At 57.9% G+C, this 20,697-nt stretch carries 19 protein-coding genes and 1 riboswitch; of the genes, 17 read left to right on the plus strand and 2 right to left on the minus strand.

Annotation, left to right across the window (positions count from 1 at the left end):
* Window positions 1-85: 85 nt before the first annotated feature.
* On the plus strand, window positions 86-1,156 hold the full coding sequence (locus tag ACXAEW_RS01015; protein WP_474939536.1) for a GlxA family transcriptional regulator: 1,071 nt from the start codon (window positions 86-88) through the stop codon (window positions 1,154-1,156).
* A gap of 113 nt (window positions 1,157-1,269) precedes the next feature.
* On the opposite strand, the gene ACXAEW_RS01020 is transcribed toward ACXAEW_RS01015, so the two are convergent.
* A complete protein-coding gene (locus ACXAEW_RS01020; RefSeq protein WP_474939537.1) occupies window positions 1,270-2,319 on the minus strand; it encodes an aldo/keto reductase in 1,050 nt (349 codons plus the stop codon).
* Between the two features lie 173 nt (window positions 2,320-2,492).
* Here ACXAEW_RS01020 and ACXAEW_RS01025 point away from each other — a divergent pair, with 173 nt between their 5' ends.
* The 11 genes from ACXAEW_RS01025 (at window position 2,493) to ACXAEW_RS01075 (ending at window position 13,065) form a co-directional block, all read left to right on the plus strand.
* Complete coding sequence (locus ACXAEW_RS01025; protein WP_474939538.1) at window positions 2,493-2,918, plus strand: rhodanese-like domain-containing protein; 426 nt, start codon at window positions 2,493-2,495, stop codon at window positions 2,916-2,918.
* A 30-nt stretch (window positions 2,919-2,948) separates the two neighbouring features.
* Window positions 2,949-3,560 (plus strand): ImuA family protein, encoded by a 612-nt coding sequence (locus ACXAEW_RS01030; RefSeq protein ID WP_474939539.1) that lies wholly within the window; start codon window positions 2,949-2,951, stop codon window positions 3,558-3,560.
* 52 nt (window positions 3,561-3,612) lie between these two features.
* A complete protein-coding gene (locus ACXAEW_RS01035) occupies window positions 3,613-4,548 on the plus strand; it encodes an AraC family transcriptional regulator (RefSeq protein WP_474939540.1) in 936 nt (311 codons plus the stop codon).
* A 125-nt stretch (window positions 4,549-4,673) separates the two neighbouring features.
* Window positions 4,674-5,042, plus strand: coding sequence for an SPW repeat domain-containing protein (locus ACXAEW_RS01040; protein ID WP_474939541.1), 369 nt, complete (start codon window positions 4,674-4,676; stop codon window positions 5,040-5,042).
* Window positions 5,043-5,248: 206 nt separating this feature from the next.
* The gene (locus ACXAEW_RS01045) at window positions 5,249-5,731 is read left to right on the plus strand and encodes a YHS domain-containing (seleno)protein (RefSeq protein WP_474939542.1); all 483 of its coding nucleotides are present in this window, start codon (window positions 5,249-5,251) and stop codon (window positions 5,729-5,731) included.
* A 161-nt stretch (window positions 5,732-5,892) separates the two neighbouring features.
* Window positions 5,893-7,611: a methionine--tRNA ligase gene (metG, locus tag ACXAEW_RS01050; RefSeq protein WP_474939543.1), complete on the plus strand. Its 1,719-nt coding sequence runs from the start codon at window positions 5,893-5,895 to the stop codon at window positions 7,609-7,611.
* A gap of 211 nt (window positions 7,612-7,822) precedes the next feature.
* On the plus strand, window positions 7,823-7,987 hold the full coding sequence (gene hemP, locus ACXAEW_RS01055) for a hemin uptake protein HemP (protein WP_474942976.1): 165 nt from the start codon (window positions 7,823-7,825) through the stop codon (window positions 7,985-7,987).
* A gap of 95 nt (window positions 7,988-8,082) precedes the next feature.
* Window positions 8,083-9,351: an imelysin family protein gene (locus tag ACXAEW_RS01060; protein WP_474939544.1), complete on the plus strand. Its 1,269-nt coding sequence runs from the start codon at window positions 8,083-8,085 to the stop codon at window positions 9,349-9,351.
* Between the two features lie 89 nt (window positions 9,352-9,440).
* Window positions 9,441-10,985, plus strand: a complete 1,545-nt coding sequence (locus ACXAEW_RS01065) for a di-heme oxidoreductase family protein (protein ID WP_474939545.1) — start codon at window positions 9,441-9,443, stop codon at window positions 10,983-10,985.
* Between the two features lie 3 nt (window positions 10,986-10,988).
* Entirely contained in the window at window positions 10,989-11,990 is a 1,002-nt protein-coding gene (locus tag ACXAEW_RS01070; RefSeq protein WP_474939546.1) for an imelysin family protein, read from the plus strand.
* Window position 11,991: 1 nt separating this feature from the next.
* Entirely contained in the window at window positions 11,992-13,065 is a 1,074-nt protein-coding gene (locus ACXAEW_RS01075; RefSeq protein ID WP_474939547.1) for a DUF1513 domain-containing protein, read from the plus strand.
* Window positions 13,066-13,176: 111 nt separating this feature from the next.
* Here ACXAEW_RS01075 and cobO read toward each other — a convergent pair whose 3' ends face one another.
* Complete coding sequence (gene cobO, locus ACXAEW_RS01080; protein WP_474939548.1) at window positions 13,177-13,812, minus strand: cob(I)yrinic acid a,c-diamide adenosyltransferase; 636 nt, start codon at window positions 13,810-13,812, stop codon at window positions 13,177-13,179.
* A 50-nt stretch (window positions 13,813-13,862) separates the two neighbouring features.
* Window positions 13,863-14,076, plus strand: a riboswitch (cobalamin riboswitch).
* 95 nt (window positions 14,077-14,171) lie between these two features.
* On the opposite strand from cobO, the gene ACXAEW_RS01085 reads away from it, so the two are divergent.
* Genes ACXAEW_RS01085 through ACXAEW_RS01105 form a run of 5 tightly spaced genes read left to right on the plus strand, consistent with a single transcriptional unit; the run spans window position 14,172 to window position 20,690 of the window.
* The gene (locus ACXAEW_RS01085) at window positions 14,172-14,561 is read left to right on the plus strand and encodes a DUF1636 family protein (RefSeq protein ID WP_474939549.1); all 390 of its coding nucleotides are present in this window, start codon (window positions 14,172-14,174) and stop codon (window positions 14,559-14,561) included.
* A gap of 5 nt (window positions 14,562-14,566) precedes the next feature.
* A complete protein-coding gene (gene cobW, locus ACXAEW_RS01090; RefSeq protein WP_474939550.1) occupies window positions 14,567-15,652 on the plus strand; it encodes a cobalamin biosynthesis protein CobW in 1,086 nt (361 codons plus the stop codon).
* 6 nt (window positions 15,653-15,658) lie between these two features.
* Entirely contained in the window at window positions 15,659-18,904 is a 3,246-nt protein-coding gene (gene cobN / locus ACXAEW_RS01095) for a cobaltochelatase subunit CobN (RefSeq protein ID WP_474939551.1), read from the plus strand.
* Window positions 18,901-20,046, plus strand: coding sequence for a precorrin-3B synthase (gene cobG, locus ACXAEW_RS01100; RefSeq protein WP_474939552.1), 1,146 nt, complete (start codon window positions 18,901-18,903; stop codon window positions 20,044-20,046). The genes cobN and cobG overlap by 4 nt, the downstream gene beginning before the upstream one ends.
* A 14-nt stretch (window positions 20,047-20,060) precedes the next feature.
* The gene (locus ACXAEW_RS01105) at window positions 20,061-20,690 is read left to right on the plus strand and encodes a precorrin-8X methylmutase (protein WP_474939553.1); all 630 of its coding nucleotides are present in this window, start codon (window positions 20,061-20,063) and stop codon (window positions 20,688-20,690) included.
* Window positions 20,691-20,697 lie beyond the last annotated feature (7 nt).

Raw genomic sequence — 20,697 nt, forward strand, 5'->3', positions numbered from 1 at the left:
AGCCTTACCCCCGGAAACCAATTTGCGCCCAATTCGCCCATCGCTCAGCCTTGTGGAACGACTTATCACAAAGCGAATCGACTTGATGAAATCCGCACCCAACATCCTCCAGCCCGAAGCGCAGGCGCTGAATACGGCTGTGCTGGTCCTTGATGAGACCAACACATTGTCGTTTGCATCCACCGTGGATCCAATGCGGGCTGCAAACCGTCTGGCCGGGCGCCCGATCTTTGACTGGGACTACGTCAACGCCACCGGTGAGATCCCCATGCTCTCAAGCGGGCTGACGGTCCCAAGCTATCCCATGGCCCAGCTTGAAACCTGCGACGCGCTGATTGTCTTGGCTGGGTTCCAGTTGGCACGCCATGCAACTCCCAGCTTGCTGTCCGGGTTGCGACGCATTGCGGACAGCGGGGCCACGCTGATCGGCATCGACGGAGGCTCTTGGCTCATGGCCGAGGCAGGCCTGCTGGATGGACATCCCGCTGCAACCCACTGGGATAACCATGACAGCTTTGCCCGTCGCTTCCCAAATGTCGACCTCAGCGATGAAACATTCACAACATCAGACGCCCGTTTGACCGCAGGCGGCGGCACGGCGGCGATTGATCTGATGTTGCACCTGATCAATGCCCGAATGGGGTCAGGTTTCGCCGGACGTATGGCTGACCTCTTTGTTGCGCCCGCCGCCCAGCCCAAAGCAGAAGAGCCGCAGCTGGACAACTCTGTGGTGTCCCTGCCCTCCGGTGGAGCACGCGACACGGCGCTCACCGATCGGGCCAATGCTCTGATGGAAGACACGCTCTCAGCGCCGATGCCACTTGCCATGATGGCGGATATTCTCGGGACCAGCGCACGTACGTTGCAGCAACAGTTCCGACTGCGCCTGAACACCACGCCGCAGGACCACTATCTGCAATTGCGACTGGCCGAGGCACGCCGTCTGGTGACCGACACCAGCCTGCCACTTATGGAGGTGGCCGAAGCCACGGGCTTCACCTCGCAATCAAGCTTCTCGCGCGCGTTTCGCACAGCACATGGCGTGTCCGCGCGTGACTTGCGGCAATGTCACGACCAGCCCACGGCGGCAGGCGGACGCTTGCTGCCTCAAAGCCTTGCCAAATTTGCCTCCCGGTCCTCTGCAACACGCCACTGAAGCAAGAAAACGCAGCAGCGCCGCGCAATTTGCGCGGCGCTCGGCCCAACGGGGCGATGCGATCTTGATCGCGTGAGACCGGGCGGGAGCACATCCCCGCCAAGTTTGTTTCATCAATAGGGCATAGGGTGGGCGTGATGTGCGGCGTCAATCTCTGCCACGACATCCGCGCCTAACTCAAGATCCTTGCCTTCAACAATATGGGCCAACTGTGCCAGGTTGGTCGCTCCAAAAATGATCGACGCCATAAATGGGCGGGTTTTGCACCACGCAAGCGCCATATGCACCGGATCCAGATCATGTTTACGGGCAATTGCCAGATAGGCCTCAACCGCATCAAAGACACGGTCTGACACCCGACCACCCAGATTGTCATTGATCGACATCCGCGACTTTTCCGGTACCGTCCCGCCTTGGTATTTACCCGTCAGCAACCCTGTCGCAAGAGGTGAATAGGACAAAAGCCCCACATCCTCGTAGATGCTCAGCTCTGCAAGATCCGTGTCATAAAGACGGCACAGCAGCGAGTATTCGTTCTGGATGGACGCCACACGGGGGCCTTTTCCGGCCTCTGCCAGCTCCAGCCATTGTGCGGTGCCCCAGGCGCTGTCGTTACTCAAACCGAAGGCGCGAATATTGCCCTTGTCGACCTGCTCTTGAAGCGCCTCCAGGCACGCCTCCATATCGGCCCGTATTTCCGCCCGTGTCTGTCCTGATTTCCAGGGCTCAAAGGACCAGTTTTTACGGAACATATAGCTGCCGCGATTGGGCCAGTGGAACTGATAGAGATCGATATAATCCGTCTTCAGACGCTTCAGCGATGCTTCGACGGTCTCGGCAATGCTCTGCTTGCTGATCGGCGCGCCGTCACGGACAGCTTTCAGCCCTTCACCAGAATGTTTGGTCGCAAGAACATACTCCTTACGTCGGCCGGTTTTCTCATTCCAGCGACCAATGATCGCTTCGCTGTCCCCGATCGTTTCCGCCCGAACCGGGTTCACCGGATACATTTCCGCAGTGTCCAGAAAGTTGATCCCGGCATCCAACGCTATATCAATCTGCCCATGAGAGTCCGCTTCATCAGTTTGGGTCCCAAATGTCATGGTTCCCAAGCAATACTCCGACACCATGATGTCTGTACGGCCAAGTCGGTTCTGTTTCATTTTGCACGTCCTCTTCGCTGTCCGGCGTTCTGTCACAGGCACCCTAAGCGCCAAGCCTCATGTTGCAACCCTAGAGAAGCTCCACGTTAACCATTTTGATCTTTCGCCGATACATTGCGCAGTATTCCATTGCATACTTAAAATTATCCAGAGTTTTCATGAGGAGGTACTGCATGTCGTTTGAACCCCGTAAAAACTTTAGCGAAATGGTGCAGGCTGCAGAGGAAGCTATTGCGTTCAAATCCGTAGCCGAAGTCCGCGAGATCTATGAAGCAGAGGACACTGCCTTGATTGATCTGCGGGTTTTGCGCGAGCTGGAGAAAACAGGCGTTATTCCAGGTGCCACATCCTGTCCGCGTGGCTTGTTGGAATTCTGGCTCGACCAGTCCAGCCCCTATGCACGGAAGATTTTCAGCCAACCGCTGACCTTTGTTTTTTACTGCGATAATGGCTGGCGTTCGGCGCTCAGCACGCGGCTGGCGATGGAAATGGGGCTGCAGAACGCCTTCTGCCTCAAAGGGGGATTGGATGCATGGCTCAGTGAGGGGTCTCCAACTGAACCCTACAAATGGCAAGATTTGCAATCCTTGGCGAATTGAGAACAAAGGCGGAACATGCTATAAGGAAGCATGACGATTCACACCTTAACCAACAGGGCGCACCCCATAAGAAATGCGGTGCGCCTGGGCGATGACATATGTCTGCCCCGCGCCCGCGCCCATGAGGTCTGCGGTCCCGCGCGCTGGACCTTTGCGCTGTGGCTGGCCTCTGCTGTTTCTGGCCCCATATTATGGGTAACGCCACGTTGGTATCGCGATCAGCTGAATCCTGACGGCATCAAACCCTATACAGACCCCGCCCGCTTCTTGTTTCTGCGCGCCAACCGCGCCGAAGATCTACTGTGGAGCACCGAAGAGATCCTGCGCAGTGGAGCCACCGGTCTCGTGGTCTGCGAACTGCCCGCACCTCCGCCAATGACACCTGTCCGACGTCTGCACCTTGCAGCCGAGGAAGGTGGAAAGCTGGGATCTGCCCCGCTGGCTCTACTGCTAACACCCGATCGTGGTGGCGCTCCCGGTATTGAAACCCGCTGGCACATGGCCCAGATGCACACCCGAAACAGAGAATGCTGGCACCTGGAACGGCTTCGCGCCCGCACCCAACCACCCAAGCAATGGCAGTTACACCGGGCTACGGGAGCCTCGCCTCTGGCTCCAGCACCAAGCGTTCAGGACAAATAACCCATCGTTCAAGCCTCTGGACGCGGCGCAATGCACCGTGCAAAAACAGCACATGATCGATACACTCAGCGATATTTTCGCCAGGCTCTCGGTGCAGGGCACGCTTTACTTCCGGACCAGCTTTTCCGGCCACTGGGGTGTGTCAGTGCCCGCGTTTGAAAATGTCGCACGGTTCCACTTTGCCCATCGGGGTGACTGCATAATACGCATGCCGCACACCGGGGAAATGCTGCACTTGGCACAGGGTGATCTTGTGATCATCCCCCATGGGGCCGCCCATGATCTGATCTCGGGCCCAGCCCAAGCCCATCGCACGCTACCGTTGGACAAAGTGCTCGAAACCTCGGGCTACACAGGCCAGGGCACGCTGGTCTATGGCAACGAAGAGACCCAGCGTGACACGCAGCTGATCTGCGGGCACTTCTCTTTTGCAGCCAATGCCCGGCACCTGATTTTCGATCGCCTACCGACTTATGTGCGTATCGAAAACTATGGCGAGACTGCGGGCCGCTGGATGGAAGCCTCGCTTCGAATGATCGGGGACGAAGCAGGCAAGGCGCGGTTTGGCAGCGACTTAATCGCCCTCCGCCTGTCCGAAGTGATCCTTGCCCAGGCACTGCGCTGCTTCATCGAAACCGAAGGTAACGCCCACGTTGGCCTGGCTGGATTTGCAGATCCCCAATTGGCTCGGGCCCTAGCCGCTTTTCATCATGACCCAGCCCATGATTGGACGGTCGAAAGCCTTGCGCGAGAGGCTGGCTTGTCCCGCACAGGTTTCGCAGTAAAGTTCAGTGAAAAAATGGGGATGCCCCCCATGCAATATCTGACCACTTGGCGGATGCAGATCGCCTGCCAGTGGCTTGGCCAACATCAGGCCAGCATCTCAGAGGTGGCTGCGCGCACCGGATATTCGTCTGAAAGCGCATTTAGCCGCGTATTCAAAAAAGAGATGGGCATCAGCCCGGCCAGCTACCGCACCCGAGCCTGAAGCACTCCCTGAACGATCCGTACAGGCTGGCGAACGCCAGGTCATGGGGGCAGCGCCCACCAAGACCTATCCTTTGACAGACACCGGCCGCTTGGGGTCGGCGTTCTTTTCTCAAAGGAGGTTCCATGTCCCTGAAATTCGTCACCAAGAACATCCACGCATACCTTGACTATCCCGTAGCCCTGACCCTGATGGCCGCACCTTTTGCTCTCGGCCTTGGGGAGACGAGCCCAATGGCGTTGTGGCTGTCAGTCATCACCGGCGCTGCGGCCTTTGTGCTGACGGTTCTGACGGATCACCACCTCGGCATTTTCCGTGTGCTACCCTATTCGGTCCATCTGACAGTGGATGGCATGGTTGGGCTGACTTTCCTTCTGGCCCCGATAGTCTTTGGATTTGAGGGTCTGGCGGCCTACTACTATTGGGCAAACGGTCTGGCTGTTGCCATCGTTGTCGGCCTGCACAAACCAGCCCCCGAGGGCGCAAAGGCCTGACATCCACAACCGACAAATCAGGCACGAGGCGACGGGAAACCGTCGCCTTTTTAATGAAACCACATCAGATCGTTCAAACGAGAGTACTATCAGTTCAATATGACGCCGAAATCATTGCTGATCGTTCACCCAACACTCAAATAGAGATCGAAGGCACAGACAAGCCTTCAGCAAGATCAGATCCAAAACACCTGGAAGGAAACGAAATGATCACAAAACTGAACATCGCGGCATTGACAGTGATTGGCGCACTGGCTGCTGCACCTGCGTTTGCTGCGGATGAATACAACACCTCGGTCGGGCTGACTGCTGCCGGAGCGCAGCTGGGCCTGCATGGTGTGGATCCGGTGGCCTTTATCCAATCCGGGAAGCCGGTCGAAGGCAAAGCAGCACATACCACCGTTCATGACGGCGTTGCCTATTACTTCAAAAGCGCAAAGACCCAAGAGACGTTCGAAGCCAACCCGGCGGCCTATCTGCCGCAAAACGGGGGGTTCTGCACCTTCGGCGTCTCGGTTGGTAAAAAATTTGACGGAGATCCAGAGTATGCAGCCGTGATTGATGACAAGCTGTATGTTTTCCTGAACGCCGAGATCTTTGAAGCGTTCAACAAGGACCGCACGGGCACCATCCACAAGGCAGATGAAAACTGGGGCAAAATCCGCAGCACAGCGGTAGAGAAGCTCTGATATTTAGAACCTTATGTAAATTCGAAACGCAGCGGCTCGGGTTCCCGAGCCGCCTTTTTTCATGTCCCAGCACTCTCTTTAATCATTGACCGAACGCGGGCTTTCCCCTTGCGCTGGCTTCATGTAGACGGTGCAGCAACTTTGTATTCTGGATGGACCGCATGGCACGTATTCTCATCACCTCGGCACTGCCCTACATCAACGGGATCAAACACCTCGGCAATCTGGTTGGAAGCCAACTGCCAGCCGATCTGTTTGCCCGTTTTCAGCGCGGCATTGGCAATGAAGTTCTGTTTCTCTGCGCAACCGACGAACATGGCACACCAGCAGAACTGGCCGCTGCAAAAGCGGGCAAACCCGTTGCTGAATACTGTGCCGAGATGCATGAGGTCCAGGCCAAGATCGCCCAAGGCTTTGGTCTGTCCTTCGATCATTTTGGACGGTCGTCAAGTGATGCGAACCACGCATTAACCCAGCATTTGGCAGGTAAGCTGGAAGAGGCCGGACTGATCTCAGAAGTTGCCGACCGCCAGGTTTACTCTAACGCCGACGGCAGGTTCCTGCCGGATCGTTATGTGGAAGGCACCTGCCCCAACTGCGGATACGAACGCGCCCGGGGGGATCAGTGCGAGGAGTGCACCAAACAGCTGGACCCAACCGACCTGATCAACCCGCGCTCTGCCATTTCCGGCTCAACCGATCTGGAAGTGCGCGAGACAAAGCACCTGTTCCTGCGTCAGTCGCAAATGCGCGACCAGCTGGACGCTTGGATCGACAGCAAGACCGACTGGCCGGTTCTGACCACCTCGATCGCCAAGAAATGGTTGCATGACGGCGATGGCCTGCAAGATCGTGGCATTACCCGCGATCTGGACTGGGGGATTGAGGTCAAAAAAGGCGACGCCCCATGGGACGGCATGGAAGGCAAGGTTTTCTATGTGTGGTTCGACGCGCCGATCGAATACATCGCCTGCGCCAAGGAATGGGCAGAAGCCAATGGCAAAGACGACGCGGAATGGGAGCGCTGGTGGCGCACCGACAAAGGCGCCGACGATGTGCGCTATGTACAGTTCATGGGCAAGGACAACGTCCCGTTCCACACTCTGTCCTTCCCGGCAACGTTGCTGGGGTCGGGCGAACCCTGGAAAATGGTCGACCACCTCAAGTCCTTTAACTACCTGAACTATGACGGCGGCCAGTTCTCCACCAGTCAGGGCCGTGGTGTGTTCATGGATCAGGCTCTGGAAATCCTTCCGTCGGATTACTGGCGCTGGTGGCTGTTGTCGCATGCGCCAGAAAGCTCGGATTCAGAATTCACCTGGGAGAACTTCCAGCAATCCGTAAACAAGGATCTGGCGGATGTTCTGGGCAATTTTGTCAGCCGGATTACAAAGTTCTGCCGATCCAAATTTGGCGAAGAAGTCCCCGCAGGCGGTACATTTGGCGAACAGGAAGAGGCGCTGATTGCGGATCTGACCAAACGCGTGCGCGCATATGAAAGCCATATGGAAGCCATGGACGTGCGCAAATCCGCGCAAGAGCTGCGCGCGATCTGGGTTGCTGGCAATGAGTATCTGCAAAGCGCGGCCCCCTGGTCGACCTTCAAGGAAGACCCGGAAAAAGCCGCGGCACAGGTGCGTCTCGGCCTCAACCTTATTCGCCTTTATGCTGTGCTCAGCGCGCCCTTTATCCCGGATGCCGCAGATAAGATGATGGCAGCCCTACAGTCCGAGGATCGCGCCTGGCCGTCAGATGTATCGGGCTTCCTTTCGGGCCTCGGCGAAGGCCATAGCTTTACCGTTCCGGACGTGCTCTTTGCCAAGATCGCCGATGAACAACGCGAAGAGTGGCAAGCCAAATTTTCCGGCACGCGCGACTAACCCCTTCTAAATCTAGTTAAAAACGCGCCCTGCGGGGCGCGTTTTGCGTTTTTTATGCGTTTGATAATAACCAATTAAAAAACTCAGATTGACATACCCGACTAAACAAGTCAGAAAACCCCTGTCTAGCCAACCTGACGAGTCAGGTCAGCCCGATGTCAGGAGATAGATGAGGGTCCAGATGACCTCCAAACAGCGTTGGGTAGATGACATGAAACAGATCGATACGAATGAATTGACAGCCGCCACCGAAGTTTTCCCCACTTTCTACGCAGAGGATCTTACCAAGGGTGGCAATCAAGCCCGCATTCTTCTGAATGGCCAAGTCTACTCGCTCCGGATCACGCGCGCCGGAAAGCTGATCCTGACGAAATAACACACCGGCCCGGCAAGCATTTCGCGCCGGGCTTTTCCTTTCTGGTGCCTGCAGAGTTTCAGCACCGGGTTTTCACAACTAGCGATGAGCACAAAATGATCTCCAAGTTTCTTCGCGGCACAGCAGTGTCCGCTTCGATCCTCTCCGCCACTGCGGCCTTTGCCGTTGAAAAAGACGCGGTGCTGACCACTTACGCCGATATTGCTCTGGCCACATATGAAGACAGCCTGACCACTGCAAAAACGTTGCAGGCCGCAGTAAATGCACTGGTTGAGGCGCCTTCCGCAGAAAACCTGCAAGCCGCCCGCGCAGCCTGGCTTGCCGCACGTGTGCCATATCAACAGTCCGAAGTTTTCCGCTTTGGCAATGCGATCGTGGACGACTGGGAAGGCAAGGTAAACGCATGGCCTCTGGATGAAGGCCTGATCGATTATGTTGACGCCTCCTATGGCGGTCCGAGCGACGAAAACGGCCTTGCCGCTCTAAACGTCATCGCAAATCCGACCTTTGATCTGTCTGGCAAGACAATCGACGCGTCCCAAATAACCCCCACCCTGCTGGAAGAGACTCTGCATGAAGCAGACGGTGTCGAGGCAAACGTTGCAACTGGTTACCACGCCATCGAATTCCTGCTTTGGGGCCAAGACCTCAAAGGGACCGAACATGGTGCTGGCGACCGTCCCTGGACCGATTACGCGGCGGGTGATGCCTGCACCGGCGGCCACTGTGATCGCCGCGCCGAATATCTGACCGCCGCAACTGATCTGCTGGTATCCGATCTGGAATGGATGGTCGCGCAATGGACCGCCGAAGGCGAAGGCCGCACCGCATTGTTTTCGGACGTGGATGCAGGTATTTCGACAATGCTGACCGGCATGGGCTCCCTGTCTTATGGTGAGCAGGCGGGTGAGCGGATGCGTCTGGGCGTTATGCTGAACGACCCCGAAGAAGAGCATGACTGCTTCTCTGACAACACCCACAACAGCCACTATTACGATGGTCTGGGTGTTCAGAACGTTTATCTTGGCGAATACGTCCGCACCAACGGCGAGTTGATCTCGGGTCCGTCGCTTTCGGATCTGGTTGCGGAAACAGACAAAGCGCTGGACAGCGAAATCCTGACCAAACTCTCCACCACCATGATGGCTTTGGGCCGGATCAAACTGGCGGCGGAAGCTGGCACCTCTTATGACCAAATGCTCGAAGCTGGAAACGTCAAAGGTGAAGCCCTGATTATGGGTGGCGTCAACGGTCTGATCGACCAGACCCGTTCGTTTGAACGCGCGGTCGCAGCTTTGAAACTGGACGGCATCGCCTTTGAAGGCTCTGACTCCCTGGACGACCCTTCAGCCGTCTTCCAATAAATATAAGTACCCTGGGCAGAGGTCACACCTTTGCCCAGGCGTTTAGTTTGTTTACATCTGTTTCAAACTCCTCCGATTTCGGTTCAGGCATGTTTACCCAAACCACACGCGCCACGGCGTTCTCCGTGATTGCATCGCTCCTGGCTTCCAGCGTATTGGCCGCAGACTGGCCCAAAAGCGTTTATTCCGACCCTCATTTGAAAGTTGTCCCACGCACGGCCGAGGACATCGCGAAGATAAAAGCGGTCACGTCCAGGACGCAGACCTTTACGCAGCCCGAAGCCTTTGAGGCGCATCCCGCAGGTGCAGCAACCACACGCGCCCGGACAGATGCTGACGCGTTTTCCCAACACAGCGCCAACCTGTCGTTTGAGGAAGAACTTGAATTTAAACTGGGCGACGCGCTGTTTGAGAAGATCTGGGTCTTTTCCCCTGCTTCAACCAAAGCATCAGACGGCCTAGGGCCCCTCCACAACGCCCGCTCCTGCCAGCGCTGCCATCTGAAGGATGGGCGCGGCCACCCGCCCCAGGACTTGGCCGATGCAGCCGTCTCTATGTTCCTGCGTGTTTCTGTTCCGGGGCCCGTCCCTGATGAGATGCAAGCCATCACCGACTATATCGGAGATGCACCAGAACCCACGTATGGTCGCCAGCTCCAGGATTTCTCCCCTCCCGGCATCAACCCGGAATATCGTCTGGCGGTGACATATGAGGATCTGCCCGTCACCTTGAGCGACGGGACTGTTGAGACCCTGCGCAAGCCCACATATCAGGCGCTGGACCTTGGCTACGGCCCGATGCAGGCGGATGTGATGATCTCTCCGCGCGTGGCACAGCCGATGATTGGTCTGGGCCTTCTGGAAGCGATACCAGCGGCTGACATTCTCGCAGAGGCAGACGAGGATGACGCTGACGGGGATGGCATTTCAGGCCGCGCAAATCTGGTCTGGTCGAATGAGTTTGACCGGATATTGCTGGGCCGCTTTGGCTTAAAGGCGGGCAATCCTACTGTACATGAACAATCGGCCTCGGCATTTTCTGGTGACATCGGAATTTCCACTCCGCTGTTCCCGGCACATTGGGGCGAATGCACCGAAGCGCAGACGGCCTGCCGTGCCGCGCCTCATGGAGATGACGAGGCGCGAGGCACAGAAATAGATCAACCCAATATGGATCTGGTGACTTTTTATAGCCGCAACCTGGCCGTGCCCGCACGTCGCAACCTGAACGATCCTGCCGTTCTGCGTGGCAAGGAGCTGTTTTATGGCGCAGGATGCACCGGCTGCCACAAACCGAAATTCGTCACCCAACGCATGACTGACCGCGACGAACACAGTTTTCAGCTGATCTGGCCCTACAGTGACATGCTGCTGCATGACATGGGCGAAGGGCTGGCCGATGGTCGCCCAGAGGGGCGAGCAACAGGACAGGAATGGCGCACCCCACCCCTATGGGGTATTGGGTTGACCAAACAGGTTTCACCCCTCGCCGGGTATCTGCATGACGGGCGCGCGCGCACTCTGCTTGAGGCGATCCTCTGGCACGGAGGTGAAGCGGCAAGCGCACAAGCGAACGTCGTGAACATGTCCGCCGATGAACGTGCCGATCTGATACAGTTTCTGGAGAGCCTCTGACCCATGCAACGACTTTTTTCCGTTCTGGCATGCTGCTGCCTGGCCAGTGCTGCCAACGCAGATGCGCTGACTGAAAGCATTGTAGACCAGCACATCCTGCCGGCATTTCAAACCCTGTCCGACAGAACTGCCACCTTGGCGCAGGTGACAGATCAGAGCTGCCCGTCAGACCCCGGCGGTGTACAAGACGCCTTTACCGACGCTTTTGATGCCTGGGTTACCGCCAGCATCTGGCGTTTTGGCCCAACGGAAACTGATGCACGTGCATTTTCCCTCGCTTTTTGGCCTGATAACCGCGGGAAGATCGGCAAAACCGTAGGCGCGCTCCTGCGCGATGAAAACCATGATGTTTTACCTGCCGAAACCTTTGCGGAGTTCTCAATCGCAGGCAAAGGCTTCTATGCGTTGGAGTTTCTTCTCTTCGACAAAGAGGCGCAAACGCTGGCTTCGGCGGAATACCAATGCGCGTTGGCCCAAGCGATGGCGCATGATATTGCGCATACCGCCTACGCAATCGAAACAGATTGGACTGGTCATTTTGTCGACCTCATGCAGGCCCCGTCTGAACGCTATCAAAGCGACGCGGAAATTCGCCAAGAGCTCTTCAAAACCCTGACCACAGGCTTGCAAATTGTGGATGATCTGCGTCTGGGGCGCCCGCTGGGCAGTTTTGAAAAACCGCGCCCACGTCGCGCGGAAGCCTGGCGCTCGGGCCGTTCGCTCCGGCATGTGATCTTATCCCTCGAAGCGCTCGAACCGCTGGCAATTTCCTTGGCCGAAGGCGCACCTGAACTGCAGGATCAGCTTTCTGATCAGTTCGGACGCTCGCTAAAGCGCGCCGCAGCGCTGGAGGATCCAAGCTTTGCAGGCGTGTCCGATCCAGCAAGCCGTTTTCGTATCGAAGCCCTGAAACAGAATGTGTCAGAGCTGCGTGACTTTGTGACGGCAGAACTGGGGCCCCGCCTGGGTGTAGCCGCAGGTTTCAATTCACTGGATGGAGACTGAAATGGCCACACGTCGTGGATTTCTGACAGGGCTATTGGCCGCTGGCATCGCTCCGCAGGCCAGTTGGGCGGACGTAGGCTATCCAGATTTTGTCACAGCAGGGCTTGAGCCCAGCGGCCAGTATATATTGGCCGGCCTGACTGCGACCGGAGATGTGGTGTTTCGCCACCCCCTCCCAGGGCGGGGTCATGCAGCCAGCGCTCACCCTCACCACCCCGAGATCATTGCTTTTGCCCGCCGTCCGGGGCGTTTTGCAGATGTTCTGGACTGCCGCACGGGAGCTCAGATTACCCGCCTCACCCCGCCCGAAGGTCATCATTTCTATGGCCATGGCTGTTTCTCGGCAGACGGGCAACAGCTGTTCACGACCGAGAATGATTACGAAAACGCACGCGGTGTGATCGGCATCTGGGACAGTAAGACTTACCAGCGGATCGCAAGCTTCTCGTCAGGAGGCGTCGGACCTCATGATATTCTGCGCCACCCGGAGGGCTATTTGGTCGTTGCCAACGGCGGAATAGAGACACACCCGGACAGTGGCCGCGCCAAGCTGAACCTGCCGACAATGGAGCCATGTCTCAGCTATCTGAGCTTTTCTGGCGAGATCCTGGAACAAATGAAACTGGATCAAGATCTGCATCTGAACTCAATTCGCCACCTTGCGCTGTCACCGGACGGGACGGTTGGCTTCGCGATGCAATGGCAGGGTGACCTGGGCGAGCTTGCGCCAATCGTGGGCCTGCACAGGCGCAACGCCCCGCCGCGGCTTTTGGCTGAGGGAGACCCGCGCCTGCGAAATCTGAATGGATATGGCGGTTCAATCGCCTTTTCTGCCAAGGGCACGGAGGTGGCGGTTTCATCTCCCCGTGGGGACCGGGTGCAGATTATGAACACCGCATCTGGTGATCTTGTTCAGGAGCATCAGGTTACTGATGTCTGCGGCCTGACTGGAAACACAGCCGGATGGATCGCCACCACCGGTCAAGGTCAGATCCTGAACCTGTCACACAATGACACACACACAATCACAACCGCAGCAACCGCGTGGGACAATCATCTGGTGCCTGTCGGTTGAAACGGGGGCGCCGCGCGCCAGAGAGCTGGAGCCTTTGGCTCCAGCTCTCTGGCGCGCGGCTTGGCCTGACCTTTGGTCAGGCCAGCAGGGCAAAGCCCTGCAGGAAGCACATCAAAACTCTACACCTTTCTGCGCTTTGATCCCTGCCCTAAATGGGTGCTTGATCTGGCCCATCTCCGTTACAAGGTCGGCAATCTCGATCAGCTCTTCTTTTGCGTTACGCCCGGTCAGAACCACATGGGTCATCGCCGGTTTACGCTCCACCAGAAATTCCAGGACCTCCTCAAGATCGAGATATTCGTACCGCAGCGCGATGTTGATCTCATCCAGAAGAACCATCGCGTTACGCTCATCCAGGATCATTTCTTTGGCTTTCTCCCAGCCCTTCCGCGCTGCAGCAATATCACGCACCTTATCCTGGGTTTCCCAGGTGAACCCTTCTCCCATTGCATAGAACTGACAAAGATCACCAAAGTTTTCCTCGATTAGTGTCCGCTCACCCGTGGCCCAGGCACCTTTGATGAACTGCACCACGGCACAGGGCATCTTGTGGGCGATACACCGCATAATCATGCCAAAGCCCGAGCTGGACTTACCTTTTCCCGGCCCTGTGTGGACGATGATCAACCCTTTTTCACCATCCTTGGTCTTCATCATCTTGTCGCGCGCGGCCTTCTTCTTGGCCATTTTGGACGCATGGCGTTCGGCCTCTTCATGGGAAATGACTTTTTCGGACGTCTCACTCATCGGATGCTCCTTCGGGTTTTGCCATGTCTTGACAAGGAAGGGCGCAATAGCGCAAGGGGTTTTATGTTGGTTCCCAAGGCGTGCCTTGGGCGAAGAGGGAATGTGACAGCAGCGCAATCTGCCAAGCACAGCCGCCCCCGCGACCGTGACCGGATGAGGCTTCCGCAAACCACTGGGATTTTCCCGGGAAGGATGGAGGCCACCGCCTGACGTTCAGGTGACATCTGCAAGCCGGGAGACCTGCCAGCACATCGAACAACGGGCGGACGGGGTGTTCTGCAACCGGTTGAGGGCAACACGTAAACTGCGCCCCGCTGGCAGCACCTTTTTAGCCACAGAACAGGAAGGAGCGGCACACAATGGCCGACACACGTGAATCTGGCGAGGTAATGCTGACCGTCTGCACCACCTGCCGCCGTGCGGATGTGGACCCTGAAGGCCCCCGCCCTGGTGCAGTGATGCTTGAGGCTTTAACAGAAGCCAGACTGCCCGAAGGTGTTACTTTGCGAGGCGTGGAATGCCTCTCGGCGTGCACCCGAGGATGTTCCATGGTTCTCAGCGGCGGTGCCGAGCGCTGGACCTATGTCTATGGCGACATGGACCCAAATGAACATGTGGAAGACATTCTGAAAGGTGTCGCAGCCTATGCCCAAACCACAGACGGATTGGTTCCCTGGCGTGAACGCCCACAGATTTTTCGCAAGCAAACTGTTGCCCGCATTCCTCCTCTGAAGCTGCCTGAGGCCTAAAACCAATGTCCAACCTCAACAAAATCCCAGTCACTGTTGTCACCGGCTTCCTTGGAGCTGGTAAAACCACATTGATCCGCCATCTGATGCAAAACCCGCAAGGCAAGCGACTGGCTGTGGTGGTCAATGAATTTGGCACCGCAGGCGTGGACGGAGATATCCTGAAATCCTGTGCGGATGAAAACTGCCCTGCCGAAAACATTATGGAACTGGCCAATGGCTGCATCTGCTGCACCGTGGCAGATGACTTTATCCCGACCATCGAGCAGTTGATGGCTCTGCCCGAAACTCCGGATCACATCGTGATTGAAACCTCGGGGCTCGCCCTGCCCAAACCCTTGCTCAAGGCCTTCGACTGGCCTGCCATCCGGTCCCGGATCACTGTGGACGGGGTAATCGCACTGGCCGACGCCGAGGCTGTTGCCAAAGGGCAGTTTGCCACGGATCTGGACGCGGTACAGGCTCAGCGCGAGGCCGATGAGGGCATCGACCACGAAACACCTTTGTCAGAGCTGTTCAAGGATCAGATCTCCTGCGCGGATATCATCCTGTTGTCCAAGGCGGATCTGGCGGGTGAGGAGGGTGTTGCCACCGCACGCGCCGTGATCGAGAAAGAAGCCCCGCGCCAGTTGCCGATCCTGCCGATGACCGAAGGGGTGATTGATCCGCGTGTTGTCCTGGGCCTTGAAGCGGCGGCCGAAGATGATCTGGATGCCCGCCCCTCGAACCACGAGCATCACCACCATCATGACGATGATGAACACGATGATGAACACGATCACCACCATCATCATGATCACAGCCATGACGAGTTTGAGAGCATTGTGGTCGAATTGGGAGAAGTCTCTGATCCTGAAGACCTGCAAAATCGCATTATCGAGATGGCCCGAAAGCGCAAGATTCTGCGCGTCAAAGGCTATGTCGCGGTTGAAGGAAAACCGATGCGGATGCTGATCCAGGCCGTTGGCGAACGTCTGCGGGCCCAATACGATCAGCCCTGGGGGACCCAGGAGCGCAAGACCCAGTTGGTGGTGATTGCGGAACACGACAATATCGACACTGCGGGTATCCACGCAGATCTGGGAGCCTGATCCACCATGCACGTCGTCTTCCGCGAAAGCCACGGGCTAGATGAAAGTGACACACCACAGGATCTGGGCCAAACGCCTGCAGACCTGATTGTGCTGTCATTTTCAGACAGCGACCTGGGTGCTTTTGCGGCGGGCTGGCACAGAGCCGACGGAAGCCTACCCTCTTTGCGGCTCGCCAATCTGATCGCGTTGAAGCATCCGCTGTCTGTGGACGTTTATGCGGAACAGACGTTGGACGGGGCCAAGGGAATTCTTGTTCGGCTGATCGGCGGGGAAAGCTATTGGCCCTATGGGCTGGCCACTCTTCAAGATCTCGCCCGGCGCAAGGGGATTGCCTTGGCGGTCCTGCCTGCAGATGGTCGCGAGGACCCGCGTCTGGATGACCTTTCCACCCTGCCCGCATCAACATTGCGCCGTCTGCAGCATCTTTGCGACGCCGGGGGGGCCGTTGCGGCCCAGGCTGCCTTGGCGCAACTCGCGCTGGCTGCGGGGCTTTATGCAGGCCCAGTGCGCGGCGTTAAAACAATGCCGGATCAAGGGTTTTACGACCCCGACCTGGGTGTCACTGACCATCTGGACAGCGACGGCAAACCGTTGATCCTTGTGACGTTCTACCGCTCCTATCTGACCTCTGCGGATACTGCAGCGGTGGATGCGCTCATTTACGAATTGCGCGCACGCGGCTATGCCGCTTTTGGGGCGTTTGCAACCAGTCTCAAATCGCCCGCCGCCACGCAATGGCTGCGCGATTGTCTGCCCGGGCTTTCTCCGGCTGCGATCATCAATGCCACGGCGTTTTCCGCTCAGGGGCGGGATGGAAGCCCATCCCCCCTCTCGACCACCGGCTGCCCCGTTTTCCAAGTCGCGCTCTCCACTGCACGGCGTAAGGATTGGGCCGAGGCCAACCGGGGACTGTCCCCTGCAGACCTTGCGATGCATGTGGTTCTCCCAGAGGTCGACGGGCGCATCTTTGCCGGTGTGGTCAGCTTCAAAGCACCGGGAAAGAAGGACCCTGATCTGGAATATTCCCGTTTCGCTCATCGCGCAGACCCAGACCGCATACGGGCCGTGGTTGACCGGATAACGGGACAACTAGCACTGGCGACAAAGGCCAACCAGGACAAGCGCCTCGCCCTTGTTGTGTCGACATATCCTGGGCGCGATCACAACCTCGCACATGCGGTCGGGCTGGATGCCCTGGCCTCCTGCGAAACGATCCTTCAGGAGCTTGCAGCTCAAGGCTATGGGGTCGAGACGCCGAAAAACGCAGGGCTGCGTCTTATGAAAGAGGTTCTGGAACTTCCGTTAAACGACTATCTGGCCGCATTGCACGATCTGCCCGACAGCCTGCGCGAAGACCTCTGTGCCGCTTGGGGCAATCCGGAAGATGATGCCGACTGTGACGGGCAGAATTTCCGGTTCCGCGCCTTGAAGGCGGGCAACGCCATTATCGCCCTGCAACCGGAACGAGGTCAAGTGAAAACCCGTGTCGATGATTATCATGATCTCGACCGGACCCCGCGCCACGCCTATGTGGCCTTCTATCTTTGGCTCCAGCGCCAAATCGACGCGGTGGTGCATATTGGTGCACATGGCACTCTGGAATGGCTGCCCGGCAAGGCAGTGGCCCTGTCCGGCAACTGCTGGCCCGAGGCGCTCATTGGCCGCCTGCCGGTGATCTATCCGTTTATTGTCAATGATCCAGGCGAAGCGGCGCAAGCCAAGCGCCGGATTGCGGGCATCACGATTGGCCACTTACCTCCCCCTTTGGCGCAGACCAACCTGCCCGAAGGCATGGGACGGCTCGAAAGCCTTCTGGACGAATACTCGACCGCCGATGGGCTTGATCCAGCGCGACGCGACCGCCTGATCGAAGACATCCGGGCAGAGGCGCAGGGCACCGGGGTTGAGGCTGATCTGGGGTTGACGGCCGACAGCTCAGCCGCCGAAGCGATCACCCGTATCGACAGCTTTGTCTGTGACATCAAGGAAAGCCAGTATGGCGAGGGCCTGCATATCTTCGGCACCGGGGAATGCGGGGCACATGAACGTTCGGGGCTTATCGCGGCACTCAATGGTCAACATGTCCACCCTGGCCCCTCCGGCTCGCCCTATCGTGGGCGGGCAGATGTCATTCCAACCGGTCGCAACCTCTTTACAACCGACCCACGCGCGGTGCCTTCGCGGGCGGCGCAGACGCAAGGGGTCAAACTGGCGGAAGAGCTGCTGCGCCGCCACCTTCAGGATCACGGCGACTGGCCAAAGGGGCTGGTGATTGACCTCTGGGGATCCGCAACCATGCGCACGGCGGGTGAAGAGTTTGCCATGGCACTCCATCTCGCCGGTCTCGCCCCCAAATGGGATGATGGATCGGAACGCGTATCCGGTTTTGAGGTAATTCCGCTGGCCCTCCTGGGCCGCCCGCGGATTGATGTGACTTTAAGGGTTTCAGGGCTATTCCGCGACGTCTTCCCCGGACTTGCTCAGATGTTTGAAGGCGCCGCCGCAGCGCTGGCCGCACGAGACGAGACCGCAGCGGACAATCCCTATCTGGCAAAAACGCCGCGTGTCTTTGGCCCGCGCCCAGGACAATATGGGCTTTCCATGTCCGCGCAGCTCGATGACTACTCGCCAGATGCACGTGCCGCTGCGGGCGAAGCCTGGCTGGCGGCCTCCTCTCATGCAATTGACGCGCAGGGTGACATCCACGAGGCTAGGACAGAACTCGAAAAACGTCTGAAAACTGCAGACAGTTTTGTACACCTGCAGGATCTGCCTGAAACAGATATTCTAGTGGCTTCGGACTACGCTACGCATGAAGCAGGGTTTGCCGCCGCAATGGCGCGCCTGGGGCAAGCTGCGCCCGCACTTTATCACATGGACGCGACCAAGTTCGACCAGCCACAGGCACGGTCTCTTACAGAAGAAATTGCCCGCGTGACCCGCGCACGCGCCGCCAACCCGGATTGGGCAACATCCATGATGGCGCATGGTTTCCGCGGTGCGGCAGAGATCGCTGCAACGCTGGATCACATGGCCGCCTTTGCGCATCTTGCGCAGGCTGTACCTGCCCATCTTTTTGATCTCTATTTCGATGCAACCCTGGGGCGCGCAGATTTGGTCGATTTTATGGAAAAGGCCAATCCAGCGGCGCTGCAAGCCATGCGGGACCGGTTCCGTGCCTTAAAAGAGACCGCACTTTGGCAAACGCGCCGCAACTCCATCCTCGCCGCGTTGGAGAGCACAACATGACCGCCCCCAAAGTATACGGCTGGTGCCCCGGCGCGCTGCGCCCGATGGCCTCCGGCGATGGTCTGGTTGTGCGCATTCGCGCTCCCCTGGGGCGCCTTTCCCCTGAACAGTCACTGCGGGTGGCAGAGATTTCACAAGCATACGGAAACGGTCTCATAGACCTTTCTGCCCGTGCAAATCTGCAGCTGCGGGGCATTCGAGAAGATCGCCACTTGGATTTGATCGAAGATCTTCGAGACGTGGGATTAGTGGATGAAACACCACAGGCCGAGGCCCGGCGCAACATAATCCTCTCTCCATTTTGGCAGCCAGGCGACACAAGCCAAAGGATCGCAAACAGCCTGACCGAGGCGTTGAGACAGGCCAAAGCGCTGACCTTGCCAGGGAAGTTCGGGTTTGCAATTGATACAGGGCCCACCCCAGTTCTGCAGTCTACAGCCGCCGACATCCGGGTCGAACACGGGGCCAGTGGATTGTTGCTGATCGCTGATGGGGCGGAGTTTGGAAAACCGGTAACCTTGGAGACAGCCGCAGGCGAAGCGATCAGACTTGCCCGCTGGTTTTTGAACAATGGCGGCGCGCCCGACGGGCGTGGACGGATGCACCGTCTCGTCGCGCGCCGCGCTCTACCCGCGGTGTTTGCCGCCCCCCGGCGCTTGGAGCCACAGTATCCGGCACTTGGGACAACACCCGTCGGCCAACTGGTTGCGCTGGAATTCGGTCAAATTCCTGCAAGCACGCTCAAGGAGCTGGCCCGATTGGGGGCTCTTCGCCTCACTCCGTGGCGCATGTTTCTTGTCGAAACTGAAAAACGGATCCCCGCGCTGCCCGGCCTGATCCTTGACGCAACAGATCCGCGCCTGCAAGTGGTTGCGTGCACCGGAGCGCCCGGATGCCTGCAGGCGCATGCGCCAACCCGCGCACTTGCCCGGGACCTCGCTCAATATGTCCCACATGGCCGCACCCTGCATATTTCGGGTTGCACCAAAGGCTGCGCCCATCCAAAACCCGCCGATCTGACGTTGGTCGCTCGCACATCGGATACGTTTGATCTGGTCATGCGGGGCACGGCCATCGATCGCCCAAGAATAACCGGTCTCGCCGCAGCATCCCTGCAAGAGACACTGAAAAACGCACGCTGAGAGAGGGCAGAGATATGCTCCACACCTATGAAACCGACGGCGCAAAAATTTATGCTGAGAGCTTTGCCACCATTCGCGCAGAGGCCAATCTTGACCGGTTCGACAAAGATGAGGAAAGCGTTGCAGTTCGGATGATCCATGCAGCCGGTATGGTCGGCCTTGAGGAACACATCCGGTTTTCAGATCGTATGGCAAAAACCGCACGGGCCGCGCTGGCCCAGGGCGCACCTATCCTCTGTGACGCCTATATGGTCAGCGAGGGCATCACCCGTCCCCGTTTACCGGCCAACAACGAGGTCATCTGCACCCTGCGCGATCCGAAAGTGCCCGAAATGGCAAAAGAGATGGGCAACACCCGCTCTGCAGCCGCGCTGGAACTGTGGCGCCCGAGGCTTGACGGTGCACTGGTTGCTATTGGCAATGCACCCACCGCCCTGTTTCACCTCTTGAACATGTTGCAAGATCCCACCTGTCCGCGCCCGGCCGCCATCATAGGCTGCCCCGTAGGGTTTGTTGGCGCGATGGAATCCAAAGAGGCCCTGATGCAAGATCTGCCAGTGCCATCAATGATCGTCAAAGGTCGCCTTGGCGGGTCGGCCATAACCGTGGCTGCGGTCAATGCCTTGGCCAGCTGGAAAGAGTAATCAAAGT

It is taken from the genome of Epibacterium sp. ABZ3_068 (genome assembly GCF_056159265.1).